Annotated in this window: 26 protein-coding genes and 1 pseudogene; 8 read left to right on the forward strand and 19 right to left on the reverse strand. The window is 74.3% G+C overall.

Annotated features, from left to right (window positions below; genetic code table 11):
• Nucleotides 1–12: 12 nt before the first annotated feature.
• From LVO85_RS13920 to LVO85_RS13955, 8 genes are all read right to left on the reverse strand, one after another.
• A complete protein-coding gene (locus LVO85_RS13920; RefSeq protein WP_232748095.1) occupies nucleotides 13–2,391 on the reverse strand; it encodes a S8 family serine peptidase in 2,379 nt (792 codons plus the stop codon).
• A gap of 108 nt (nucleotides 2,392–2,499) precedes the next feature.
• Complete coding sequence (locus LVO85_RS13925) at nucleotides 2,500–2,811, reverse strand: hypothetical protein (protein WP_232748096.1); 312 nt, start codon at nucleotides 2,809–2,811, stop codon at nucleotides 2,500–2,502.
• Nucleotides 2,812–2,996: 185 nt separating this feature from the next.
• Nucleotides 2,997–3,497, reverse strand: coding sequence for a metallophosphoesterase family protein (locus tag LVO85_RS13930; RefSeq protein ID WP_232748097.1), 501 nt, complete (start codon nucleotides 3,495–3,497; stop codon nucleotides 2,997–2,999).
• Complete coding sequence (locus LVO85_RS13935) at nucleotides 3,497–4,186, reverse strand: SRPBCC family protein (RefSeq protein WP_232748098.1); 690 nt, start codon at nucleotides 4,184–4,186, stop codon at nucleotides 3,497–3,499. The genes LVO85_RS13930 and LVO85_RS13935 overlap by 1 nt, the downstream gene beginning before the upstream one ends.
• A gap of 56 nt (nucleotides 4,187–4,242) precedes the next feature.
• Nucleotides 4,243–4,641 carry a hypothetical protein gene (locus LVO85_RS13940; RefSeq protein WP_232748099.1) on the reverse strand — a complete coding sequence of 133 codons (399 nt, stop codon included), beginning with the start codon at nucleotides 4,639–4,641 and terminating at the stop codon, nucleotides 4,243–4,245.
• A 22-nt stretch (nucleotides 4,642–4,663) separates the two neighbouring features.
• Entirely contained in the window at nucleotides 4,664–5,434 is a 771-nt protein-coding gene (locus LVO85_RS13945; RefSeq protein WP_232748100.1) for an FHA domain-containing protein, read from the reverse strand.
• Between the two features lie 15 nt (nucleotides 5,435–5,449).
• A complete protein-coding gene (locus tag LVO85_RS13950; RefSeq protein WP_232748101.1) occupies nucleotides 5,450–6,214 on the reverse strand; it encodes an SDR family NAD(P)-dependent oxidoreductase in 765 nt (254 codons plus the stop codon).
• Between the two features lie 83 nt (nucleotides 6,215–6,297).
• A complete protein-coding gene (locus LVO85_RS13955; protein ID WP_232748102.1) occupies nucleotides 6,298–6,585 on the reverse strand; it encodes a hypothetical protein in 288 nt (95 codons plus the stop codon).
• A 633-nt stretch (nucleotides 6,586–7,218) separates the two neighbouring features.
• Between LVO85_RS13955 and LVO85_RS13960 the strand changes: the two genes are divergently transcribed.
• From LVO85_RS13960 to LVO85_RS13990, 7 genes are all read left to right on the forward strand, one after another.
• Nucleotides 7,219–7,767 (forward strand): DUF4870 domain-containing protein, encoded by a 549-nt coding sequence (locus LVO85_RS13960; protein ID WP_232748103.1) that lies wholly within the window; start codon nucleotides 7,219–7,221, stop codon nucleotides 7,765–7,767.
• A 58-nt stretch (nucleotides 7,768–7,825) separates the two neighbouring features.
• Nucleotides 7,826–8,764 (forward strand): hypothetical protein, encoded by a 939-nt coding sequence (locus LVO85_RS13965; protein ID WP_232748104.1) that lies wholly within the window; start codon nucleotides 7,826–7,828, stop codon nucleotides 8,762–8,764.
• A gap of 23 nt (nucleotides 8,765–8,787) precedes the next feature.
• Complete coding sequence (locus LVO85_RS13970) at nucleotides 8,788–9,810, forward strand: Mut7-C ubiquitin/RNAse domain-containing protein (protein WP_232748105.1); 1,023 nt, start codon at nucleotides 8,788–8,790, stop codon at nucleotides 9,808–9,810.
• Between the two features lie 106 nt (nucleotides 9,811–9,916).
• Nucleotides 9,917–10,144, forward strand: coding sequence for a hypothetical protein (locus LVO85_RS13975; RefSeq protein WP_232748106.1), 228 nt, complete (start codon nucleotides 9,917–9,919; stop codon nucleotides 10,142–10,144).
• Nucleotides 10,145–10,265: 121 nt separating this feature from the next.
• Nucleotides 10,266–10,727 carry a hypothetical protein gene (locus tag LVO85_RS13980; protein WP_232748107.1) on the forward strand — a complete coding sequence of 154 codons (462 nt, stop codon included), beginning with the start codon at nucleotides 10,266–10,268 and terminating at the stop codon, nucleotides 10,725–10,727.
• Entirely contained in the window at nucleotides 10,724–11,896 is a 1,173-nt protein-coding gene (locus LVO85_RS13985; RefSeq protein WP_232748108.1) for a hypothetical protein, read from the forward strand. The genes LVO85_RS13980 and LVO85_RS13985 overlap by 4 nt, the downstream gene beginning before the upstream one ends.
• Nucleotides 11,893–12,807: an FHA domain-containing protein gene (locus LVO85_RS13990; protein ID WP_232748109.1), complete on the forward strand. Its 915-nt coding sequence runs from the start codon at nucleotides 11,893–11,895 to the stop codon at nucleotides 12,805–12,807. The genes LVO85_RS13985 and LVO85_RS13990 overlap by 4 nt, the downstream gene beginning before the upstream one ends.
• Nucleotides 12,808–12,853: 46 nt before the next feature.
• Here LVO85_RS13990 and LVO85_RS13995 read toward each other — a convergent pair whose 3' ends face one another.
• Entirely contained in the window at nucleotides 12,854–13,945 is a 1,092-nt protein-coding gene (locus LVO85_RS13995; RefSeq protein ID WP_232748110.1) for an NAD(P)/FAD-dependent oxidoreductase, read from the reverse strand.
• A gap of 133 nt (nucleotides 13,946–14,078) precedes the next feature.
• Here LVO85_RS13995 and LVO85_RS14000 point away from each other — a divergent pair, with 133 nt between their 5' ends.
• On the forward strand, nucleotides 14,079–15,014 hold the full coding sequence (locus tag LVO85_RS14000; protein WP_232748111.1) for an aldo/keto reductase: 936 nt from the start codon (nucleotides 14,079–14,081) through the stop codon (nucleotides 15,012–15,014).
• Between the two features lie 13 nt (nucleotides 15,015–15,027).
• On the opposite strand, the gene LVO85_RS14005 is transcribed toward LVO85_RS14000, so the two are convergent.
• The 10 genes and pseudogenes from LVO85_RS14005 to LVO85_RS14045 all read right to left on the reverse strand — a co-directional run bounded on the left by LVO85_RS14005 (nucleotide 15,028) and on the right by LVO85_RS14045 (nucleotide 23,323).
• A complete protein-coding gene (locus LVO85_RS14005) occupies nucleotides 15,028–15,912 on the reverse strand; it encodes a L,D-transpeptidase family protein (protein ID WP_232748112.1) in 885 nt (294 codons plus the stop codon).
• Nucleotides 15,913–16,157: 245 nt separating this feature from the next.
• Entirely contained in the window at nucleotides 16,158–16,481 is a 324-nt protein-coding gene (locus LVO85_RS17095; RefSeq protein ID WP_332875442.1) for a phosphotransferase-like protein, read from the reverse strand.
• Nucleotides 16,482–16,581: 100 nt separating this feature from the next.
• A pseudogene (locus LVO85_RS17225) lies at nucleotides 16,582–16,713 on the reverse strand (phosphotransferase-like protein); the annotation flags it as partial.
• Nucleotides 16,700–17,104 carry an SRPBCC family protein gene (locus tag LVO85_RS14015; RefSeq protein ID WP_232748113.1) on the reverse strand — a complete coding sequence of 135 codons (405 nt, stop codon included), beginning with the start codon at nucleotides 17,102–17,104 and terminating at the stop codon, nucleotides 16,700–16,702. The gene LVO85_RS14015 and the pseudogene LVO85_RS17225, both read right to left, overlap by 14 nt.
• A 5-nt stretch (nucleotides 17,105–17,109) precedes the next feature.
• Nucleotides 17,110–17,925: a hypothetical protein gene (locus tag LVO85_RS14020; protein ID WP_232748114.1), complete on the reverse strand. Its 816-nt coding sequence runs from the start codon at nucleotides 17,923–17,925 to the stop codon at nucleotides 17,110–17,112.
• A gap of 103 nt (nucleotides 17,926–18,028) precedes the next feature.
• On the reverse strand, nucleotides 18,029–19,174 hold the full coding sequence (locus LVO85_RS14025; RefSeq protein ID WP_232748115.1) for an ATP-binding protein: 1,146 nt from the start codon (nucleotides 19,172–19,174) through the stop codon (nucleotides 18,029–18,031).
• A gap of 61 nt (nucleotides 19,175–19,235) precedes the next feature.
• Nucleotides 19,236–20,186: an SDR family oxidoreductase gene (locus LVO85_RS14030; protein WP_232748116.1), complete on the reverse strand. Its 951-nt coding sequence runs from the start codon at nucleotides 20,184–20,186 to the stop codon at nucleotides 19,236–19,238.
• On the reverse strand, nucleotides 20,183–21,103 hold the full coding sequence (locus LVO85_RS14035; RefSeq protein ID WP_232748117.1) for a bile acid:sodium symporter family protein: 921 nt from the start codon (nucleotides 21,101–21,103) through the stop codon (nucleotides 20,183–20,185). Before LVO85_RS14035 ends, LVO85_RS14030 begins: the two co-directional genes overlap by 4 nt.
• A complete protein-coding gene (locus LVO85_RS14040; RefSeq protein WP_232748118.1) occupies nucleotides 21,100–22,398 on the reverse strand; it encodes a flavin-containing monooxygenase in 1,299 nt (432 codons plus the stop codon). Before LVO85_RS14040 ends, LVO85_RS14035 begins: the two co-directional genes overlap by 4 nt.
• The gene (locus LVO85_RS14045) at nucleotides 22,289–23,323 is read right to left on the reverse strand and encodes a type IV toxin-antitoxin system AbiEi family antitoxin domain-containing protein (protein ID WP_232748119.1); all 1,035 of its coding nucleotides are present in this window, start codon (nucleotides 23,321–23,323) and stop codon (nucleotides 22,289–22,291) included. Before LVO85_RS14045 ends, LVO85_RS14040 begins: the two co-directional genes overlap by 110 nt.
• Nucleotides 23,324–23,393 lie beyond the last annotated feature (70 nt).

Below are 23,393 nucleotides of genomic sequence, written 5' to 3' on the forward strand. Positions count from 1 at the left end.
CGCAGCAGCGGGTCAGCGTCGCGGCGTCGTCACGTAGACGACGCCCGAGGCGGCCTCGCCGCTGTCGTTCCACGCCAGCACCCGGTAGCCGTAGGTCGTGTTCGCCCTGAGCCCGCGGTCGTCGTACGAGGTGCTGTCGGCTCCGGGCGCGCCCACCTGCGTGAACGACGTGCACCCTGCCCCGGTGCACCGCTCGACGCGGAAGCCGCTCTCGTCGGTGGCGGTGTCGGTCCAGGTCACGCTGACCTTGTTCTTGGCGGTGGCCTGCGCGGTGACGTCGGTCGGCGCCGAGGGGGCCGACGGCGGCGGGGGCGGTGCGGCCTCGGTGGTCGCGCTCACCGGCCCGGCCCAGGCCGAGGCGCCGACGTCGTTGAACGCGCTCACCCGGTAGCGGTACGTCGTCCCCGCGCCCAGCCCGGTGTCGGTGAAGGAGGAGACATCCGCCCCGACGGTGCCCACCTCATTGAAGCCGGTGCACGCGGCCCCCTCGCACCGCTCGACCCGGAAGCCGGTCTCGTTGTCGGCGGTGTCGGTCCAGGAGAGGTCCACGGTGCTGGTCGTCACACCGGAGGCCGTCAGCGCGGTCGGGGCGGAGGGCTCCGTGTCCGGCGGGGGCGGCGGGGGCGGTGGCTCGGACGTGCCGGACCCGGCGAACACCGAGGCGGCGAAGGCGCCGGACCCGGAGAAGGACTCCACGCGCAAGGTCCAGGTGCCGGCTGCGGCACTCGGCACGCCCAGGGTCTCGAACCTGCCCGGGGCCGCGCAGTTGCCGTTGGTCGCCTCGAGCATGCAGCGGCTGACGGCGACGACCGTGCCGGCCGGGTCGACGAGGTAGGCGTCCAGGTCGGGTGCCCACTCGTAGCCGAACCAGCACACCGTGCCGAGCCAGAGCGCGCACTGGGCCGCGCCGTTGGTCGTCTGCATCGTCACGCCGAGCGGCTCGCCGGCGACGGCGACCTCGAACGGGTAGTCCCGGACGGCCCCCGAGCCGACCGACCCCTCGAGGAGGGTGTGCGCCGGCCACGGCGCTGTGGCCGCGGCGGTGCCCTGCAGCGCCGCGAGGAAGGCTCTGGCGTCCACGAGGCCGTGGCCCCACTCGTTGTCGGGGCCGGCGGTGCCGGCGTCGCGGGCCGACGCCTGCAGTGCGCTCTTGACCTGCGCAGGTGTGGCACCGGGCTCGGCCTCCAGACCCAGGGCCACGACCCCGGCCACGAAGGGCGTCGCCATCGAGGTGCCGGAGTAGGCGACATAGGAGCTGGTGGTGTTGGCCTGTGCGGCGACCACGCTCATGCCCGGGCCGACGAGGTCGGGCTTGAGCGCGGCCTGCGGGTTGGTGGTCGGCCCGCGGCTGGAGAAGCCGGCCAGGTAGAGGCCGTCGTCGGTGTCCAGGCCGCCGGCCATCCGGGAGTAGTCGGAGGCGGCTCCGACCGTGACCACGTGCGTGGCCACGCCGGGCGAGGAGACCGTGCCCGGCGCGTCGCCGGAGTTGCCGGCGGCGACCACGACGACCTTGCCCGCGGCCACCGCGGCGTCGGCCGCCTGGCTGCCCGCGTCGGCACCGTCGCCACCCGGGCTCCCGAGCGACATCGAGATGACGTGCACGTCGGCGCGTCCGGCACACCACTCGATGGCGGCGGCGACGTCGGAGTCCGCGCCGCTGCCTGCGGAGCTGAGCACCTTGGCGCCGATGAGCCAAGCGTCGCCGGCCACCCCGCCGTAGTCGGCGGCCGCGGCCGAGCCCGTGCCGTCGCCGGCGGCGATGCCGGCCACGTGCGTGCCGTGACCGTGGTCGTCGTAGGGCTCGGCGCGGCCGTTGACCCAGTCGTTCCAGCCGACGACGCGACCCGACAGCTGCTCGTGGCCGGGGTCGATGCCGGTGTCGATGACACAGATGCCGACGCCGCTGCCGTCCAGCACGCCGTCGCCCGGCGCCACCGCCACCCGCGCTGCGTCGACGCCGTAGTCCCGGTCGCCTGCCGCGTCGGCCGTCCGGGCCACCCCGTCGAGCTCGACCCGGGTCACCCCGGGGATCCTCGCCAGCGCCGTCACCTGACCCGCGGTCACCGAGCCGGAGAAGGCCGGGATGGTCGCGTAGGTGTGGTCCACGGTGAAGGACCGGGCGGCGCGCCGGGCCTCGCTGGGCGTGGTGCCCTGCACGATGACGTCCACGCGCTCACCCGGGCCCAGCTCGTCGAGCGCGGCCTCGAGGTCGTCGGCGACCCGGTCCCCGTCCGTGTCGCCCTTGCCGGGCTCGTGGCCCTGCGCATGAGCCGGTGGGGCGGCGGGACCGTCCGGGTCCGGTGCGGCGACGACGGTGGCCGGAAGCGCCGTCCCCGCCAGCACCGCGGCGGTGGCTGACCCGGTGACGAGCAGACGCAGAAGACGGGACATGGCTGGACCCCTTCACAGCTCCCCGAGATCCCCGATCGCGCGCCCAGTGACGCACATCACAGGCTAGGGCCGGGAGACCGCGCACCGGAAGGGGTCCGGGCGACGAAGTCAGCCGTTGACGTAACTGTCGCAGTGGTCGAGGTCGCCCGGCGAGCCCTTGACGAAGACGACCGGCTCGCCCTGCCGGGTGCCGGCCTGGCCGAGGTGGACGTTGACATGCAGCGGGTGCTTCCGGTTCTCGGCGAACTCGTCGGCGTGCGGCAGCTGGACGTACTGCTCGCCGCCCTGGGCGGCGAGCACGACGCACTGCCCGTTGCCGAGCACCCTGACGTGGGTGTGGTCGGCCTGTGCGGCGCCGGCGCCGGCGACCAGCAGGAGCCCGGACAGGGCGGCGGCGGTGGAGATGCGGGTGACGGACATGAGGACGTCCTCTCGTGGACCCGGCCGCCCGCGGTGGGCGCACCGGTGGTGGTGGCCGTTGAGCCTGGACCTGCTCATCGTCGACCCGCCGGCGCTCCTGTGCCACTCGTCGCGGCCGGGTCCCCGCGCCACCCCCGGGACCGGACGGTGCCTCGTGCGTCCCGCGACCGGCATCTGCCTGCCGCTCAGGTCCGCGGTGGCAGCCGGTGCAGGGTCACGTCGTCGACCCGTCCCTCGGTGACGCTGCAGGTCAGGTAGGTGCAGTGGGGCTGGCGACGGCGGTCGGTCGGCGAGCCGGGGTTGAGCAGGCGCAGGCCGTCGACCTCGGTGTCCCACGGGATGTGGCTGTGCCCGAACACGAGCAGGTCGAGGTCGGGGTATGCCGCCCGCATCCGCTGCTCGCGCCGCTGGCGGGGCCCGGTCTCGTGGACGACCCCGAGGCGCACCCCTCCGACCACCGCGGTGGCGACCTCCGGAAGCCGGCGGCGCAGCTCGGCACCGTCGTTGTTGCCGTGGACCGCCAGCAGGAGGCGCGAGCGGGCCTCGAGCTCGTCCAGCAGCTCCGGCACCACCCAGTCGCCGGCGTGCACCACGAGGTCGGCGCTCTCCACCTCGTCCCAGACCTGGCGCGGCATCTCCCGGGCACGCCGGGGCACGTGGGTGTCGGCGACGAGCAGCAGGCGCATCAGCCCAGTGTCGCCCAGGCCGCCTCGGCGCGCTCCTTGATGCCCAGCAGCATCCGGCGCTCCATCACGAAGTGGACCGGGCCCAGGGCCCACTTGTTCATCAGCAGCCCCAGCGGGGTCGGCTCGAAGTCGCTCTGGAAGCGGACGACGAGCCGGCTGCGGTCGCCGGCCACCGGGCGCAGCAGGAAGGTCCACGCGGGGTACGGCATACCGGCCGCGAGCGCCTCCTCGCGAGGCATGCCGGCGCCGAGCAGCAGCAGGGAGGGCGGCTCGAGGCGCAGCACCGTCATCGACAGGTCGGGCTCGGTGCCCTCGGGCACCAGCCGCACGGTGTCGCCGACCGCCAGGTCCTGCAGCGCCGGGTCGATGTGGTCGGCGCTGCGGATATCCAGGCCCATCAGGTTCTCCAGCCAGTCGTAGCTGTAGAGCCCGCCGCGGCCCTGGCCCAGCTGCACCAGCCACGGCCAGACCTGCCCGGGTGGGACGTCGATGGTGACGGCGTGGGTCGTGCGGTAGCGCGGCTCGCCGACCACGTCGTCACCGGGCAGGCTCTCCCCCGCCTCCTGGGCGGTGGCGCCCCAGGTCGTCATGGCCGGCCACCGGGACAGGCCGTAGGCCGCCGCGCCGGCGACGGCCACCACCCCTGCGGTCGCGACGGCACCGGCGGCCAGGACCCGTGTGTGCTCCATACCCGGACCGTAGGCAGGGGCGGCAGCGAGCCGGTAGGGGCCTTGGTCCCGGGCGCTCAGACAGGCAGCATCTGCAGCACGGCCGAGCCTGTCGAGCCCAGCCACTGGGCCAGCGTGCTGAGCGGGCCGACCATCGCCGCACCCGCACCCACGAGGGCACCGGCCTGGGTGAGCACCGTCGTCAGACGGGTGAGCCGCTCGCCGATCCGCTCCCGGGGCGGGTCGGCCTCGCCCAGGTCGGCCTCGATGGCGGCCAGGTCGCCACGGACCTCCGCCTGCTGCTGCTCGGTGAGCGGGAGCGCGTCGGGGCGGTGCAGGACGGCGCGCAGCGCGTCGACCGCCGACCGCGCGTCGTCCAGGGTGACGGCCGTGCCGTGCTGGCCGCCGCTGACCACCTGGTCACGGCCGACGTTGCTGATGACGCCGCCGGTCTGGCTGCCGATGTTGAAGGTCATGGTGTGCTCCTCGGGGGGTGGGTCAGGGACCGGGGTGGGGCGGCAGCGGGTAGTCGTGCTCGACCCGCTGGGAGGTGCGCTTCGCGGAGGACTGGATCACCGCGCCCACCAGCACGAGCGCGAAGCCCAGAAGGGCCACCCCCATGGCGAGGGCGAAGAGCGGGATGCCGGCGACCTCGATCGGCTGCATCGACTGGCGGAACGCCTCGGGGTCCCCCATGTCCACGTCGGAGGCCTTGACCATCTCGAGCACGACGGTCGCGATGAAGGACAGCGCCCCGAGCCCGGCCAGGGCCTGGCCGGGGATGACGAAGAGCCGGGCGACGCGGTGCATGCTCGCCACCTGGTCGAGGGCGTTCTCCCGCTCGACGATGACGTGCTGGACATAGCTGTTGTACTGGTCGCGCGCGACGTTGCTGATGGTGCCGGCCCGCTGGTCGTCGACGGTGAACGAGACGTGGCCACGCGTCGTGGGGTCGCCACCGGGGGGCTGCGCCCGGTCGTCGGCGTGGTAGCGCAGCCGCACCGTCGCGAGGTCGACCACGTCACCAGGTCTCAGCACGGTGGGGCCGTGGACGGGGCGCCCGTTGACCAGGGTGCCTGCGGTGGAGCCGAGGTCCTCGATCTCGTCGTGGTCGCCCGCGCGCCAGACCGCCGCGTGGTGCCGGCTGACCATCGGGTCGTCCAGGTGCCAGTCGACGTCCGGAGCCCGGCCCACGACGCTGCGCCGGGCCACGACCTCGTGGGCCGGGCCGCGCAGGTCCACCGGGCCGAGGACCTCCAGCCGTCCCATCGGCGCTCCTTCCCGTCAGCCGGACAGGCGCCGCACCATCATCCGAGTGTAGGCCCGCGGGGCGAGGCGGTGAAGGTGCCAGGCCAGCCGCGCGGTGCGCCCGACGAGCACCCGGTCGCGCCCTCGACGCACCGCGTCGACCACCGCCTGTGCGACGTCGTCGGGGGTGACCGGGGCCCCGGAGGTGCTGCGGCCGGTGCCGGGTGCCCGGTCGGCGGCCTCGCCCATGCCCGTGGTCACGAAGGTCGGGTGCACGAGGGTGACACCGACACCGTCGCGGGCGAGCTCGGGGCGCAGCGCCTCGAAGAGCCCGGTGACCGCGTGCTTCGCAGCGACGTACGCCGGGCGGCCGACCACCGGGGCGAAGCCGGTCACGGAGCCGACCACCACCACCCGGCCACCCGTCACGACGAGGGCCGGCAGCGCCGCCTGGGTGCACGCGACCGCGCCGAGGTGGTCGACCTCCATCACCCTGCGGTGCACCGTCACGTCGTGGTCGGTGAACCTGCCGATGGCGGAGATGCCCGCGTTGTTGACCAGGACGTCGAGGCGCCCGTGGCGCTCGACCACCGCGCGGAACGTGGCCGCCACGGCGTCGGCGTCGGTGATGTCGCAGCCGACGACCCTGGGGTCGTCGGCACCGGCGTCGGGCAGGTCGAGCCCGACCACGGCATACCCCGCCTCGGTGAAGCGCTCGAGCAGCCGCGTGCCGATGCTGCCCGCCGCACCCGTCACCACCGCGACCGGCCGGTCGCCTCCGCCTGCTCGCCCCTGGTCCACCCGTCGACGCTAGCGCAGCGGACACGCCGACGGCCGCCGGACCCGTGCGGGTCCGGCGGCCGTCGCGGAGGTGCTGGGGTGCCTCAGGCGGTCGGCTCCTGCGGCTGCAGCGTGAAGCCGATGCCCTCGGCCGTCTGGGACGCGTCGAGCGTCTGGTCGGACAGGGCCGGGACGGTGTCCTCGGCCACGTAGACCGGGGCCTCGCTGTCGGCCACGACCTGGTCGCTCGGCTCCGGCTGCGGCACGAGGGCGACCTCGAGCTGGGCCTGGTCCTCGGCCAGGGAGAGGCGCAGACCCGCGGTCTCGGGCAGGCCCTGGTCGGTGGTCAGGCCCTTGACGACGGCCTGGGCGTTCTCGGTGACGGTGAGCATGCTGGGGGTCTCCTGTCTTCGGTGCGGTCGCCGGCACGGGGCCGGTCTTGACGCCTACGACCACCTCACGGGGCAAGTGCGCACGCGCCTCGGACACCTTCCACCCTCTGTGACGTGCGGGGGGCAATGCAAACGCAGGCACCACCGGCCGCGCTCGGACCTCGCCCGCCGGGCGTCCGACCGGACGGTCCCACCCCCTCCTGACCTGGCCGGACGGCCACGCAGGACTGCCCGGACGACCGATGTCCGAAACTCCCCTGTCCGGGTCTCCTGAGGGACATCACCTCTCACAGCCAGGAGCTCACCGTGAACACCGCCATGAAGCACATGCCGCACCGCGCCGCCCAGGACCTCGACTGGTGGGACTGGGCCGACCTCGGTGGGGGCATCGTCACCAACCCGTACTGGCAGGGGGTCTGAGCGAGGACGACCGCGTGCACACCCGCGAGCTGTCAGGGCCGGCCCGGCGGGTGCGCGTGCGACAGTGCGCAGGAACATGCTCTGACCTGCGCAGACCCGCGCTGTCAGGCTCTCGTCAGCAGCCTGCCCAGCCGATACGCTGTCGTGGGACGCACCGTCACCCCCGGCGCCCCCGCGTCGGGCCGTTGCAGTCCGTATGGGGAGGAACGACCGATGACCCACGAGACCTCGTCCGGGGAGCACCCCGAGCAGCCGCAGCAGCCCGCATCCGGCCAGGGGTACGGCTACCCGCCACCGCCCCCGCCGGCCGGGGGACAGTCACCGCCCACCTACCAGGGGCAGCAGCCCTACCTGGGCCAGCCCGCGCACCAGGGGCAGCAGCCCTACCCGGGCCAGCAGCAGCCGGCGACCTCCGGCGGGGGCCTGGACCCGAAGGTGGGCGGCCTGCTGGCCTACCTCTTCACGTGGCTGAGCGGGCTCGTCGTCTACCTGACCCAGCGGGACCGTGAGCTGCGCTTCCACGGGGCCCAGGCGATCCTGCTGGGCATCGCCTGGGTGGTGGCGGTCTTCGCGTGGACCGTGATGAGCGTGGTCGTCGGCTTCGCCTCCGACACCCTGGGCTCCCTCTTCGGCTTCGTCGGCTGGCTGCTGGGCCTGGCCTTCGTCGCGGTGTGGGTGCTGATGATGGTCAAGGCCTACAACCAGGAGCACTACAAGCTGCCCGTGATCGGTGACCTGGCCGAGACCTGGGCGAGCAAGTAGGACCTTCGCCCCTGGTGGAGCGGGCACTCCCCTGCCAGCCTGGCTGGTGGAGGAAGCCATGCCCACCGACACTGTCACGCCCGCCGTCCCACCCCGTCACCCCCGCGGCCGGCCCGAGGCGCCGGCCGGTGGCCCCGTCACCCATGGCGCCTCCCCTCCGCGCAGCACCGCGCTCGGCGTGGCACTGCTCGCGCTGGGGCTGGGTGCCGCCCTCGTCGCCCTGCTGGGCCCGCTGGTCCTGGGGGTCTTCGACTACCACGTCTCCTCCGGCGCCAGCGGCCAGATCCGCGGTGGTGACGTCGCCGCCCTGCTGCTCGTGGCACCGGTCAGCATCGCCGCCGGCGTCCTCGTGCTGCGGGGCCGGGTGCTGGGCGCCGCCTTGGCGCTGGGCCCGGCGACCTTCGGCCTGTACATGTACTTCCAGCTCGCCACCGGCGGCGACCCGCACCGCTACCCGGGCAACGTCGAGGTGTTCTTCCCGGTGCTGCTCGTCCTCTTCCTGCTCGCGGGGTATGTCGCATGGCAGGCCTGGCGCACGCTCCTGCCCGTCACCCTCCCGTCGGCCGGCAGGCGGGTGGACCGCCTGAGCGGCGGCTTCCTGCTCGTGGTGGCGACCTTCCTGGTCGTCGGGCTGCACCTGCCGGGGCTCCTGACGCTGTGGCGCGGTGAGCCGACGGAGGAGTACCTCGCCGACCCGGGCGTCTTCTGGGTCGTCAAGGTCATGGACCTCGGCCTCGTCGTGCCGGCGCTCGTGCTCGTCGGCCTGGCGCTGCTGCGCCAGCACCCCGAGCGGGTCGGTGCCGCGCGGTATGCCGTGACGGGCCTGGGCGCGCTGCTCGGCTCATCGGTGGCCGGGATGGCGGTCGTCATGCAGGCCACCGACGCACCCGGCAGCTCCCCGGCCCTGACCGTGGCGTTCTGCACCTTCGCCGTCGTCGCGCTCGTGGTCGCCGCGCTACAGCTCCGGCCGCTGGTGCAGGCCGACCGGCACCGCTGAGCCGCGCGCGGCATCCTGGGCACATGCCGGTCCTGGGTGTGCAGGTGGACGCCGACCTGCGCTGGCTGCTGCCGGCCCCGCGCCGCAGGCCCCACGTCGAGGTCGAGGTGTCGCCGACCGACACCCTCGGTCACGTCGTGCAGAGCCTCGGCGTGCCGCTGACCGAGGTGGGGACCCTCCTGCTCGACGGCCACCCGGCCGACCGGGCGCAGCGCTGCGACGCCCACCCCGGGGCGTCGACGCTCGTCGTGCTGCCGCGCCCCCGGCCCCAGCCGACGGCCACGACGCCGCCGCGTTTCCTCCTCGACGTACACCTGGGCACCCTCGCCCGGCGCCTGCGCCTGCTCGGCCTCGACACGGCATACGAGCCGAACGCCGAGGACGACGACCTGGTGCGCCGGGCGGTGGAGGAGCGCCGGGTGCTGCTCACCCGTGACCGCGGGCTGCTGCGGCGCACGGCCGTGCCCGAGGGCGCGCTGGTGCGCGGTGACGGAGCGGGCGACCAGCTCGACGACGTGCTGGATCGCTTCGCTCCCCCGCTCACGCCGTGGACCCGGTGCGTCCGCTGCAACGGCACGCTCACCGCCGTCGACAAGAGCGACGTGCACGCCCACCTGCAGCCCGGCACCCGGCGCACCTACCGGGACTTCATGCGCTGCAACGACTGCGGCAGGGTCTACTGGCGCGGTGCGCACAGCACGCGGCTGGAGGCGCTCGTGCGCCGGGCCCAGGCGGCGCTCGCCCAGCACACCGCCACCGCCGGACCGGGTGTGCGCGGCGACGCGGACCGTGCCACGGTGGGAGCACGGACCGAACCCCTGTCCAGCGGACCGAGAGGACACGACATGAGCACCCCCCCGAACGACGACCTGCCCGACGCGGTGGAGACCGACGACGAGCGCATCCTGGCCCACCAGGAGGACGCGTGGGCCGAGAGCGCGACCGGCGAGCCGGTGCCGGAGGACGCCGACCTGACCGAGGTCGCCCCCGACGAGGAGCGCATCGTGGAGCCGGACGTCCTCGAGGAGGGCGTCGAGGAGGTCTGAGTCCTCTCCCGGACGGCGGCGACCGTGTCGGGGTGCAGGCTCGCCCCGCCCGTGCCACGGTGAGGCGGACGTGACCGACCCGGTCATCCGGACGAGAGGGCCCGCCATGAGCACCCAGGACGACCAGCCCCGCGAGAGCGACCCCCGCAGGACCGACCCGCGCGAGACCGACCCCCGCGAGACCGACCTGCCCGCACGCGACGACGACACCCGTGCGGAGGGCGCCACCGGTGACGTGCCCAACCCGGAGACGGGTGTGGGTCTCGGCGCCGGCGAGCAGACGAGCTTCGAGCCGGAGGAGGACCCGGAGGCCGCGCCCGAGGACACCGACTGACCACCCCTGCCCGAGACCGCGGACGGGTGTCCGGGTCGCGGTGGACGCAGCGCGCGGCCGGGAGCGGCGACATACCCTGGAGGGGTCCGCCTCCGCCCGCGCGGTCGACAGGAGAAGAAGGATGACAGTCCCCCACGACCGTGGCGTGCTGGGGAGCCTGGAGCAGACCCAGGCGCTCGTCGAGGCCGGCACCCTGCCGCCCGCCGTCGAGGTGCGTGTCGACCGCATCGCCGACACCATCCGTGACCTGCTCGGGCTCGACTCGCCGGCCCCCACCGAGATGCGCGTCGTTCTCGCGGCGGTGGCCCACGGGTGCCTGGCCGAGCGGGTGCGCGACTACCAGCGGCTGCCCCGCGCCTACGCCGACGGCCGCGCCGTCGCCGGCGGCCGGACGACGCTGATGGCCCTCGTGGACACCCTCGACGAGCTCGGCCTCACCCTCGACCGGCTCTACGACGCCGTCTGCCGTGCGGACCACCCTGCGCTCGAGCGGCACAGCCGGCACCTGGCGGAGGCCTTCGAGTCGCCCTCCGGGGCGAGTGTCGAGGAGGTCACGGGTCTGGTGCAGGGGCCGACACCGTGACCACGACGACGTATGCCGCAGCACCGGAACCGCCGGCCGGCCCGGGTGAGCCGCTGGCCCCGGTGCCGCTCACCCACTACCTGCAGGAGCTGGGCCGCTGGCGGGTGCGTCGTCAGCGCGAGCTCGACATCCTCGACGAGGTGGCGGCCGCCCGCGACGACAGCGACGAGACCGCCGACGACCTGACCCTGTCGATGGCGCTGTGGCACGCGGCGGCCCAGCGCTACGACCTGCTGGTGACCGCGGCGGAGAGCAGCGGCCCGGGCGGGCCGGACGCCGACACGCGCGAGCGCATCAACCGGCTCGTCTGGGGGCTCATCGAGCAGCCCGGCACCGAGACGCACAACCTGTCGCTCTCCCTGCCCCAGGCATGCCAGCTCTCCGACGCGCTGGCCTCGGCGCTGCGCTCCCGCCTGCAGGTCGACGACAGCGCCGGCATCGTCGCCGACCGGGTGCACGCCGTGCAGGCCCGGGTCGCCCGGGTCGCCGAGCTCGTGGCCGACCTCCCCGAGGACGACCGCGAGGAGGAGCAGGCGCGGCTGGCGAGCCTCGAGGAGGGGCTGGCGCGTCTGGAGGCGCACCTGCAGTCCGCCGAGGCGGGCCGTCAGGACACCTCCGGCCCGCAGGACGCCGACCTGCGGCCTGAGCTCGGGCGGCTGGAGTCGCTGGCGGCGATCACCGAGCGCGACCTCATCCTCGACGCGGTGCGCCGGGCGCACGGCCGCGCCGACCCCGAGCACGTGGCCCGGGTGCGCGAGGAGCTGGTCACCACCGCCGACGCCGTGCGGGTGCTGGCGGGGCGGGCCCTGGACACGCTGGACCCGGCACCCCACCTGGCGATCCCCGACGTGGAGGCCCTGGGCGAGGTGCCGCAGGACCGCGCCGAGCTCACGGCATACCTCGCCGGTCTGGAGCGGGTCGACCGCGCCCTGGAGCAGGCGCACATCACCTACGCGGCGGCCCTGGCCCGGCACACCGAGCTGCTCGACCGGGCCGAGGCGCTCGCGGCGACGCTGTCCGGCACCGGTGCCCCCACGAGCGTCGACCTGGCCGGGATGCTCAGCCGCACCATCGAGGCACTGCACAACGTGCCGGCCGACCTGCAGCGCGCCGCTGCGCTGATCGGCGCACAGGAGGCCTACCTGGCCGAAATGAGGAGCGACCGGTGACCACACGCGAGCGACCCGACCTGCACGACCCGATCCCCGAGCCCACGGTGCCGCCCGCCGTCCAGACCGGCCGCGCCGGCGGGCCGGAGGGCCCGGCCAAGTCGGTGACCGCCCCGGCCGCCACCGTCCCCAGCGCGCGCGAGTGTCCGCACTGCGGCGCGACCAGCGTCGGGGACGCCATGTTCTGCGAGGGGTGCGGGTTCGACTTCGTCACCTCCGCCGCGCCCCTGGAGCCGGCCGGCGGGCGTCGCCACCGCACCAGCGAGCAGTCGCTGCAGCCGCACGAGGTCTACACCACGAGGCACCACGGCGACGCCGCCCAGGAGGCCGCCGAGGTGCTGAGGCAGGCCCGCGTCCGCCGACCCGACGACGACGTCGAGCTGCCGACCGCGCCGGAGGTCCCCCCGCCGACCCCACCCACCCGGGAGCGCGCCACCCCGGCACACGAGGTGCTGGAGCACCTGCCGCCGTCCCGGGACCACGACACCGCCTGGGTCGTCGAGGTCTGGGTCGACCGTGGGTGGTACGACCTGCAGGAGAGCGACCAACCCTGCCCCGCCCCGACCGCGCCGCTCGTGGTGCCCGTGCGCGGGTCGTCCCTGGTGGTCGGCCGCACCTCCGACAGCCTCGGCGTCCGCCCGGAGGTCGAGGCCGGCCAGGACCTCGGGGTCTCCCGTCGGCACGCCCAGCTCACCACCGACGGGCGACGCTTCTGGGTGCGCGACCTCGGCACCCCCAACGGCACCTTCGTCGGCACCGTCGGCGACCCGCTGCCCCGCGAGCCGGTCGGCCGGGACGTGCAGGTCGAGGTGGGCCGTGACGACCGGGTCTACGTCGGCACGTGGACCCGGCTGGTGCTGCGGCCCGCCGCCGACCGGGAGCGCCCCGCGCAGCCCGGCGACGCGCGCTGAGGGCCACAGCGCTCGGGCCTGGTGCACGCTCAGCCCCTGCCTGCGCTCAGCCCCTGCCCAGGCGGGCGGACGGGTGCAGGTCGGGGTGCAGCGTCTGCGCCACCAGGCCCCCGGCCATCCGCGTGCCCAGCGCCGGAGCCTGCTTCCACAGGTTGTGCCCGGCGGGGAACAGCACCCCGTCGCGCTCCCACACCCCGACGCCGTCCTCACCCCACGGCAGCGTGGTGACCCAGCAGTGCCGCACGTCGACCGGCTCCGGATCGAGCCCGGGCAGCGCCCGCCGGACGTAGGCGGCAGCACGCCCGGCCAGGTCGGCCAGCTCGTCGGGGTCGGGCAGGCTGGCGTCGTCCCGGGCCCGGGTGGTCTGGCTCAGCCCCACGGCATACTCGGCGTTGCCGGGCACTGCGGCGGCGTAGACACCGGTCTCGCCGAAGACGCCGCTGGAGTCCTGCAGGGTGGCCAGCCGCTGCGGCGGCTCCCCGCGCACCGCGAAGGTGAGCCGCACGTGCGCACCGTCCTGCACCGGCAGCGCCAGACCCAGCGTGCGGGCCAGGTGCGCCGTGCCCCGACCGGCACAGACGGCGACCCGGTCGTAGCGGTGCGTGCTGCCGCTGCTGCGCACCTCGACCTCGTCGGCCACCGGGCGCACCGACAGCACCTCGTCACGCACGAGCCGGTCCCCCAGGGGCGCCACCAGGGCGTCGACCACGGCCGTGGTGCGGATCGACCCGCCCCGCTCGTCCAGCATCGCCGGCCCGTCGTAGGGCGCCAGCAACGGCTGCACGGCGGCCAGCTCGCCCGCGTCGATCCGCCGTGCGGCGACCCCGGCCTCCTGCAGCAGCGGCAGCTTGCTCTCCACCGCCGGCCCGATCGCCACGGCCCCGTCGCCGGAGACCATCTCCACCTCGAGCTCCTGCCCCCAGCGGTCGTAGAGGTCACGGCTCTCCTGCGTGGCGGCGATGAGCCGGGGGTCGTCGTGCGCGTGCCGGAAGATCCGCGACGACCCGCCGGACTGCCCGTTGCCGGGCACCCCCTGCTCGTAGACGCGCACCTCCACGCCCCGCTCCAGCAGCGCGTATGCCGTGCACAGGCCGACGATGCCGGCTCCCACCACCGCGACCCGCGGTTCCTCGGACATCCCTGCACCCTTCCCTCGACGACGCGCACCACCCTACGCACGCGGTTACGATCGCAGCCCCGCCTCCCGCATCCCTCGCGTGGCCGCATCGCCCTCGACCGCGGCGCATACCCCCGACCTCAGGAGACGACACGTGCCCACCCTGCCCGGCAGCGACCTGGAGATCTTCCCGCTCAACCTCGGCGGCAACCCGTTCGGCTGGACGGCCGACGAGGCCACCTCGTTCGCCGTGCTCGACGCCTTCGCGGAGGCCGGTGGCAACCTCGTGGACACGGCCGACGCCTACGCCGCGTGGGTCGACGGCAACAGCGGCGGCGAGTCGGAGTCGGTCATCGGCGGGTGGATGGCCGCCCGCGGCAACCGCGACCAGGTGCTCGTGGCCACCAAGGTGGGCGCCCTCGAGTCGCGCAAGGGCCTGGCCCACGACAACGTCGTCGCCGCCCTCGACGACTCGCTGCGCCGCCTGGGCACCGACCACGTCGACCTCTACTACGCCCACTACGACGACGAGGACGTGCCGGTCGCCGACCAGGTCGCCACCTTCGACTCGCTGGTGCGCGCCGGCAAGGTGCGTGCGGTCGGGCTGTCCAACTACTCCCCGCAGCGGATGCGCGACTGGTTCGAGACCGCGCAGCGGGAGGGCCTGAGCGTCCCGGCGGCGGTCCAGCCGCGCTACAGCCTGGTCTCCCGTGCGGTCTACGAGGCCGACTACGCCCCAATCGTCGCCGAGCACGGCGCCGCAGTGTTCAGCTACCCAGCCCTGGCCTCGGGCTTCCTCACCGGCAAGTACCGCTCCGAGGCCGACTTCGCCGGCCAGCCCCGCGGTGGGGCCGCGCGCCGCTACTTCGAGGCCGGCGGCCTGCGGGTCGTCGACGCCCTGGTCGAGGTCGCGGACCGGCACGGCGTGCAGCCGGCCACGGTCGCCCTCGCCTGGGTGCTGGCCAAGGGAGTCACCCCGATCGCGTCGGCGTCACGTCCCGAGCAGCTGGAGGCCCTCACGGCCGCCCCGTCGCTGAGCCTCACCGGTGAGGACGTCGCCGCGCTCGACGAGGCCTCGCAGGGCTTCTGAGGCCGGCACCGGCTCAGACCACGAGCACCCGGCCACCCATGGCCAGCAGACGGTCGCGCCAGATCATGTCCATCGCGGCGACCGACACCCGCGCGCAGCCGTGCGAGGCGGGCCACGGCGGGATGTAGTCGGAGCCGTGGATGGCGTAGTTGCCGGAGTAGAACATCGGCCGGTACATCTCACCGAGCTCCCCGTCGCGCCATCCGCTGCCGTCGACGAACCACACCGCGTAGTCGCCTTTGGGTGTGCGTGCGGTGTAGGTGCGCCCCTGGAACTCATAGGGCTCGCCGTTCCCGGTCGCGGTGTTGAGCGTCATCCGCGTGGCGCCGCCGCGCACGACGAGGAGCAGCTGGCGGGCGATGTGCACCTCGACGTGGTCGCCGCCCGCCACCGGAGGCGGACGGTGTCCCGTGCTGAGCGCCTCCTTCACCATCGGCCCTGCGATGCCGTCGCGCTTCAGCCCGTGCGCCTTCTGCAGCGCGAAGACCGCCTGCTCGGTGAGATGGCCGTAGCCTCCGTCGGCGCGGCCGCACCAGTAGCCGGTCGCGGAGAGCTGCTCCTGCAGCGCACGGACCCCCTCACCCCGGTCGCCGCGGCGGTATGTCGTGGGCTGCGGCTCGGGCTCGGGTTCCGGTTCGGGCTCCGGCTCTGCCTCGGGTTCCGGTTCCGGCTCCGGCGCGGCCTCGGGCTCGGGTTCCGGCTCGGGCTCGGGTTCCGGTTCGGGCTCCGGCTCCGGCTCGGGCTCGGGCTCGGGCTCGGTCAGGCCCTCTCCGTCGTCGGACAGCCCGCCCAGCACGGCCCCGGTCATGAGGCCGAAGCCGCCCTTGAGCAGCTCCCGGCGGTGCACCGCCAGGGAGCTGACCCTGCTTGCACCGAGGTGGTGCCTGCTTCGTCGCACCGCTCGACCCCCTTCGCGTCGCGGTTCGGTCTCCAGTAGACGACACCTCCCTGCCCCTCCGTTGCCCTTGGCGCGCAACCGATGCCGAACCGTGACCTCCGGGGCATGCCTGCGGCCGGGGGTCGGCCGGACGCGGGGCGGGGTCGTCCACCGGCCCGACCCGGCGACGCGGTCCGCGCTCAGGGGTGTGTGCGACGCCCGCCCCGGAGCCGGTCGAGGACGGTCGGCGCGCCCCCTGCGGCAAGTCACGCCATCACGGCATCGGCTGCCTCGTCCGGGCCCTGCGACGACGTGTCCACCTCCACGTCATACCCACCGTGCGCATGCACGGCGGCGTGCTGGGCGACAGCCTGACCCAGCGTGCGGTCGGCACGAGCCCGCTCCCGGGCGGCCAGCACCTCCGGCGGGCAGCGCACACCCACCAGGACGGCCAGCACACCGGCGAGCGCGTCGGCCAGGTCCCACGCCCAGCGCCGCTCCAGCAGCACGTGGTTGACGACGACGTCGCGGCCCGACCGGGCGAGCGCCGCCACGCAGCGGTGCATGCCACGGTGCAACCGCTCCCCCACGGGGCCGACGAGGATCGAGGCGATCGCGCCGTCCGCGGCGGAGGAGTAGGCGTAGACCTCCGACCACTGCGACCCGAGGTAGCGGCGCGGGCAGCATGGACAGGTGGCGGTCGAGGCCGGCGTCGAGCAGCGGACCGTCCCAGCGGTCCTGCAGCGCTTGCACCAGGCTGGTCTTGCCCGAGCTCGAGGTGCCGTTGAGCACCAGGACCAGGCCGGGGTCAGCCGCGGCCACCCGTCACCGCCCGCGCCTCCACGACGGCCTTGAGCCTGGCGAGGTCGGCGCGCACGGCGGCTGCGTCGTCGTCCAGCTCCTGCTGCGACATCCCCGGTCGCCGCATCAGGGTGAAGACGACCGCGCAGGAGGAGCCGGCCGGCAGCACCCGCAGCCTGGTGTCCACGCGCTCCCCGCCGGGCAGCACGACGGTGTGGTCGAGCACCCCGTCGTCGTTGGGTGGCGCGAACCGGACGGTCACCTCGCCCATCGGCGAGCTCGACACCCACTGTCCCTCGACCAGGGCGACCGACCCGCTGAGCCCCACCGCCCACTGCGGCAGGTGGGCAGGGTCGGCCGCGAAGGCGTAGACCTCGGTCGCCGGTCTGGCGATGCGCTGGATGATGTCCATGAACCTCACTCCTCTGCGTGTGCCCGAAACGCGGTCCGCAGACCTCTCTGGTCGAGCACACGCCGTGTCTCCACGACCCGGAAGCCGCGCTCGTCCACCGACGCGCCCAGGTCGTCGAGCCTGACCCGGGCGCCCACCCTCACCGCAGCGGTGCCGTCCGCCTCACCGCCGACCCGGGTCCGCACCCCGTCGTGGCCGGCCGGGCGGTCGGTCCGCACCCGCGCGGACAGCAGCTCCCGACCCCACCTGAGCACGACCGACCCCGGCGACCGGCCCTCCGGCGGCCCGAGGTGCAGGGTGTCCCCGGTCGCCCAGAGGTCCAGCCCCGCAGCCCGGGCCCGGGCACGCAGGAAGTCCAGGTCGCTCACCCCCGACTGCCGCACCAGCCGGTATGCCGTGGGGCCGGCGTCGACGTCGGCACCCAGCCCGTGCTCCCCGGCCACAGCGGTCACGATGTCGCCCTCGCTCAGGTCGCGCCAGACGTGGCGCCGCGGTGGGGTGCACAGCCGGTGCAGCGCGTCCTGCGCCTCGACCACGACGACCGCAGGAGCGTCCGCGGGGCTCCGCAGGGTGAGCGCCGTGACCGCCCCGTCGAACCACTCCACCCGGGACGGCCCCACGTCGAGGCTCACACCGCAGGGCGCCCCCACCCGCAGACCGGGACCGCGCTCGCTGTCGACGAGCCGGCCGGGGGCGCTCAGCACGGTGAGCCTCAGCCGCGTCGGTCGGCGTCGGCGCTCGCGGACGACGAGGCCGACGACGTCGCGGCTCAGCGCAGGGTCCTCGACCGAGTCGAGGGTCACGACCGGAGCAGCTGCCATGGCTCTCATCGTGACCCACGGCAGACGCCACAGCAACGGCGGCACAGCCCCTCGCGCCGAGGGCCGGAGGCGTGCCGGCTCCCCGGCATACGGGCGCTGCGGCTCAGGGCTCGGCGTGCTCCCGGACCCACTGCGCCATGCCGGGCACGAGGAAGCGCAGGGCGCCCCGCTCGGGGAAGAGCGTGCCCTTCTTGATGAGACGGTCGCGCAGGTAGGACACCTTGGACGTGGGCTCACCGAGCTTGCGCGCGACGTCCCCGCCTCCGGACCCCTCGGGCAGACGGGCCAGGGCCGCGAGGTACTCCCGCTCCTTGGGCGAGGCGTCGTTCCAGCGGGAGGCGTAGAGCCCCGCGGACAGGTCACGCTGTGCGGCGGCCAGCGCGGCGCGGGCGTGCTCGGCCTCGATGCGCTCCTGGCCGTGCGAGGCCCGCCAGGCGTGGTGGCCCAGCACCTGGATGGCGTAGGGGTAGCCGCCGGAGGCGTCGGCGAGGACCTTCGCCGCCTCCTCGTCCATCGGACGGTCGGCGTCGGCGGCAGGTCCGGTGAGTGCCTCAACGGTGTCCGCGCGGCCGAGCAGCCCGAGCTCGTGCCACTCCCCGCGCTCGAGGTAGGTGACCGACCGGTCGCGCTCGCGCAGGCTGGGCAGGCCGGCCCCGGCGACGACCAGCGGCCAGTGGTCGCCGACGTGCTGCTGCAGCACGGCGGCGAGGTCGGCGAGCTCGGCGCGGTCGGCCAGCTGCAGCTCGTCGACCGTGACGACCAGGCCGCCACCGCAGGCGACCGCCGCCTCGGCCGCCGCGGTGAGGGCCTCGTCGAGCGGCACGGCGGCCGGCCCGCCCTGGGTATGGCGCACGTGGACCTCTCCCCCGACGCCGAGCACCCGCGCGGTCACCTTGCCGCCGGAGACCGAGAGCCTGCCGCTCTTCTCCACCGTCGCCTGGCCGAGCAGGGTGGCCGCGGCCTGCAGCCGCTCGACCAGCTCGGGGGTGAAGGGGGTGCCGGGGCGCAGCTCGACGGCCACGGTCGGCCACCCGTGCTCCTGCCCGGCCAGGGTCGCGATCTCACCGAGCGAGACGGTCTTGCCGACCCCGCGGGGCCCGACGAGCAGCAAGGGCCGGGGTGTGCGCCCGTCGAGGGCCGCGATCTCGAGGGCCTCCGTGGCGGCCGTGATGACCGCGTCGCGGCCCACCAGCCGCGCCGGCGCCTGGTTGAAGCCGGGGCGGTAGGGGTTGGGTGCGCGAGGTGGCATGTGCACAGACTAGGACGTATAGCACTATCGCGCATCTATAGCGCCATATAGCACAGACACGTCAGGCCGAGGCAGCACGTTCCGCCCTCCAGGCCTCGAACGCCTCCCGGCTCGTCATCGCCGGCGTGTAGCCGAAGACCTCCATGAGCCGCTGGTTCCCCAGCACCGGGCGGTAGCGCAGGAACGCCGTCTGCTCCGGGCCGTATGCCGTGAGCCCCAGCCGCCGGCCCCCGGCCAGGACGGCCCGCAGCACCGGCTCGGGGACGGTCAGTGTCGGCTTGCCCAGGGCGGCGGCGATCTCCGAGACCGTCATCGTGCCGTCACCGGCGACGTTGAACGCCCCGGTCACCTCGCTGGTCACCGCCCGGCGGACGACCTCGACGACGTCGGCGTCCCAGACGAAGACGAAGGGCGACTCCGACCCGCGCACCTTCAGCAGCCGGGGCCGCTCGAAGAGCGCGGTGATCTGGTTGTCGACCCGCTCCCCCAGGATCGTGCCGATGCGCAGCACCACCTGCTCCAGGTGCGGGGCGCTCTCGCGCAGCGCCGCCAGCATCTCCTCGACCTGCCGCTTGTGGTCGCTGTAGGCGAACTCGACGTTGCCGCGCAGCGGGTCGCCCTCGGTCAGCGGCACCGGGTTGTCGGGGTGGTAGCCGTAGGCCGCACCGCTGGAGGACACGACGACCCGCCGCACCCCGTGAGCCAGGCAGGCGTCGAGCACGTGCCGGCTGCCCTGCACGTCCACGGCGTGCTCCAGCGCCCGCGAGGAGCCTTTGCCGGGTGTCACCACGGAGGCCAGGTGCACGACGACCTCGGGCCGCCAGTGCCCCATCACCTGGTCGACGGCCTCGGCGTCGGTCACGTCCATCACCACGTGCTCGGCCCCCGGCACCGGAGCGGCCGGCACCCGCAGGTCGGCGCTCACGACGTGATGGCCGTCCGCTGCCAGCGCCGGCACCACGCCGGACCCGAGGAAGCCGGAGCCGCCGGTGACCAGCACGCGCGACGTCATACGGTCACCTCGGTGCGCTCGGCCACCGGCCGCCGCCGCCACAGCGAGGCCACGACGAGCCCGGCGACGATGTCCCAGATGCCCCACCAGGCGGCGACCAGCGCCATGCCGCCCAGCCCGTCGAAGTAGGTGAAGACCAGCAGCAGGCCCAGCCCGGCGTTGCGGATGCCGACCTCGAAGGTCATCGCCCGCGTGCTGCGTGCCGGCAGCCCGGTCGCGCGGCCGATGCCGTAGCCCAGCGCCAGGGCCAGCGCGTCGTGCAGGAACACCGCGACGAGCACGACGCCGAGGAACTCGACGAGGACGTCCCAGTTGTTGGCGACGCCGACAGCGATGATCCCGCCCAGGCCGAGGAACGCGACCGGCCCGACGAAGCGCCGCCCCACGGCCGCCACCCGCGGGGCGTAGCGCACCGTGGCCAGCCCGACCACGAAGGGCACCCCGATGACGATGCCGATCTCGGTGAGCATGTCGAGCGCGCTGAGCTCGATGTCGGCGAGCACCTCACGGCCGCTCGGGTGCAGCCCGCCCCAGAAGGCGACGTTGACCGGCATGAGGAAGATCGCGAGCACGTTGCCGACCGCGGTCATCGACACCGACAGCGCCACGTCGCCGCCGGCGCGGTGGGTGAGGATGTTGGAGACGTTGCCCGGCGGGCAGCACGCGACCAGGATCATGCCGAGGGCCACCGAGCCGCGCACGTCGAGCAGCAGGGTGAGCACGAAGGTCAGCGCCGGCAGCAGCAGGAACTGCGCGACCACGCCGACGGCGATGCTGCCCGGCCGGCGCACCGCCGCGGCGAAGTCCTCCAGCCGGGTGTCCAGCGCGACCCCGAGGAGGATGGCGGCGATGACGATCTTGAGGGTGGTCAGCGACGCCTCGTCGAAGGCGATGCGGATGCTGTCGACATCGGTCACGGGCGCACCCCCAGGGCCTCGGTCTCCCGGCGCACGGTACGACGGTAGGCGTCCTTGTTGACGTAGTAGGCCATCCGCTCCAGCCCGAGGTAGTGGTAGCCGCCGGAGAGGTCGGGCCGCGGGCCGGTCATGTGCTCCTCGAGGGCAGCGGCGCGCTCAGGGGCCTCGCTCAGGGCACGCAGGTATGCCGCGACCAGCTCGGCCTGCTCGTAGCGGCCCTGCCAGCCGATGCCGGAGGCCTCGATCATGCCGAGCACGAAGAGCCCGGTGCCGGGTCCGGCGAAGATGTTGAGGTAGAGGTCCGGGGCCATCCCCGACCAGTGCAGGTGTGCCGGGTCGACGAACGGGTAGTGCAGGCGGTAGCCGGTGGCCAGCACCACCACGTCGTAGCCGAGCCGGCTGCCGTCGGTGAACACCACCCCGTCGCCGTCGAAGCGCTGCACGTCGGGGCGCACCGTCACGTCGCCGTGCCCGAGGTGGTGCAGGATCAGGCTGTTGACGATGGGGTGGGACTCGTAGAGCCGGTGGTCCGGCTCGGGGAAGCCGAAGCGCGTCGGGTCGCCGGTGAACAGACGCAGCACCCGGGTGTCGACGGCCTGCTTGAGGCGCGCGGGCAGCGGACGACCCTGGTTGAGGGTGTCGGCCGGCTTGCCGAAGAGGTACTTCGGCACGAAGTGGTAGCCCCGACGCACGCTGATGTCGACCGAGGCCGCGTGGTGCACCGCGTCGACGACGATGTCGCAGCCGGAGTTGCCGGCGCCGACGACCAGCACCCGCTTGCCGGCGAAGACCTCCGGCCGCTTGTAGGCGCTGGTGTGCATCAGCTCGCCGTCGAAGTGCCCCTCGAAGGTGGGCACGTGGGGCTCGCTGAGCGTGCCGTTGGCGATGAGCACCCCTGCGTGCAGGCGGGTATGCCGTCCGCCCGGCCCGTCGCTGGTCACGGCCCAGCCCTCACCCTCCGGCTCGACCGAGACCACCTCGGTGTCGAACGCGAAGCCCTGCCGCAGGTCGAAGGTGTCGGCGAAGCCGCGGAAGTAGGCCAGCAGCTCACGGTGGCTCGGGTAGTCGGCCACCGACTCGTCCATCGGGAACTCGGTGAACTGGGTCGTGGTGCGCGAGGAGATCAGGTGCGCCGACTCGTAGACCGTGCTGCGTGGGCCGTCGATGTTCCACAGCCCGCCGACGTCACCGGCCAGCTCGTAGCCCGTCCACGGCAGCCCGAAGCGCTGCAGGTTGCGCGCCGCCGCCAGCCCCGACGGTCCGGCACCGATCACGGCGTAGGTCAGCTCTGACACGCCACGGAGTCTGCCAGAGCCCCCCGACCGCTCGATGTGATGCGCACGGGGTCCGCAATCTGCCGGACCCCTGAGCACCACACCCATGCACAGAGGCCCGGGAGTCCAGGTCGACGAAGGTGGCACGCAACGTCACCTCCCCGCGAGCAGCAGCGCGACGGTCTCGGCGGCGGTCGCTGTGGAAGCGCTCGCCGGCGTGCCAGAGCCGACCGTCGACCTCGACGTTCAGCCCGAACTCGCGGCTCTTGAGGTCGGTCCGGGTGCCGTCGTCCTCCACGACCTGGCGTTCGAAGGCCGGCAGGCCGTGCGGCCGCTGGACCCTGGTGGCGAACCACACCTCCGGCAGGCTCTCCGCCTCGTTGCCGATCTCGCCGAGCGCCAGCCGCAGCTGTCGGCGGTGTCGGTGGCGCCCCCGTACCCGCAGCTCGGCCAGCAGCGACTGCTCGTCGAGGCTGCGCTGTTGGCAGGCCCTGGCCGCCAGCGAGATGGCCTCGGGCAGGCTGCACTCCGGCCGGTCGGCCAGGTCGACGACCGTCTGTGCGAGCCGGGTGACCGGAAGGCCGTCCACACTGGTGGAGGTCAGCCTGCGGCGCTGCACCGTGCGCACCCCATCCACCGGCCGTGGGCGCCGGCCGGGGCTCATCCCGATGGTGATGACCGTGGGTGCGAGCCTCTCCAGACGCCACAGGTAGGCCGCGGCATCGAGGGCCAGCACGCCGCCGCTGCCGCACCACAGCAGGCCTGCCCACGCCCTGGCGTGCCATGTCACAGTGCCGTTGTGGGTGAGGTAGACCCCGCGGTGGACGCGCTGCCACTCGCCGCTGTCCACCCGCCAGCGCACCTGCTTGGCGGTCAGCCCGGCAGCGAGCGCCTGCGGTCTGCTGACGACGCCGTGCTGCCTGCGCGCCGTCCCCCTGAGGTCCACACGCGACATCCTGGTGCGGATGCGCTCGTCCTGGTGCCGTGCTTCCACAGGTACTCGGCACGCCGTTGCG

Origin of the sequence: Ornithinimicrobium sediminis, from assembly GCF_021272345.1 — a bacterium.
Classification (GTDB): domain Bacteria; phylum Actinomycetota; class Actinomycetes; order Actinomycetales; family Dermatophilaceae; genus Ornithinicoccus; species Ornithinicoccus sediminis_B.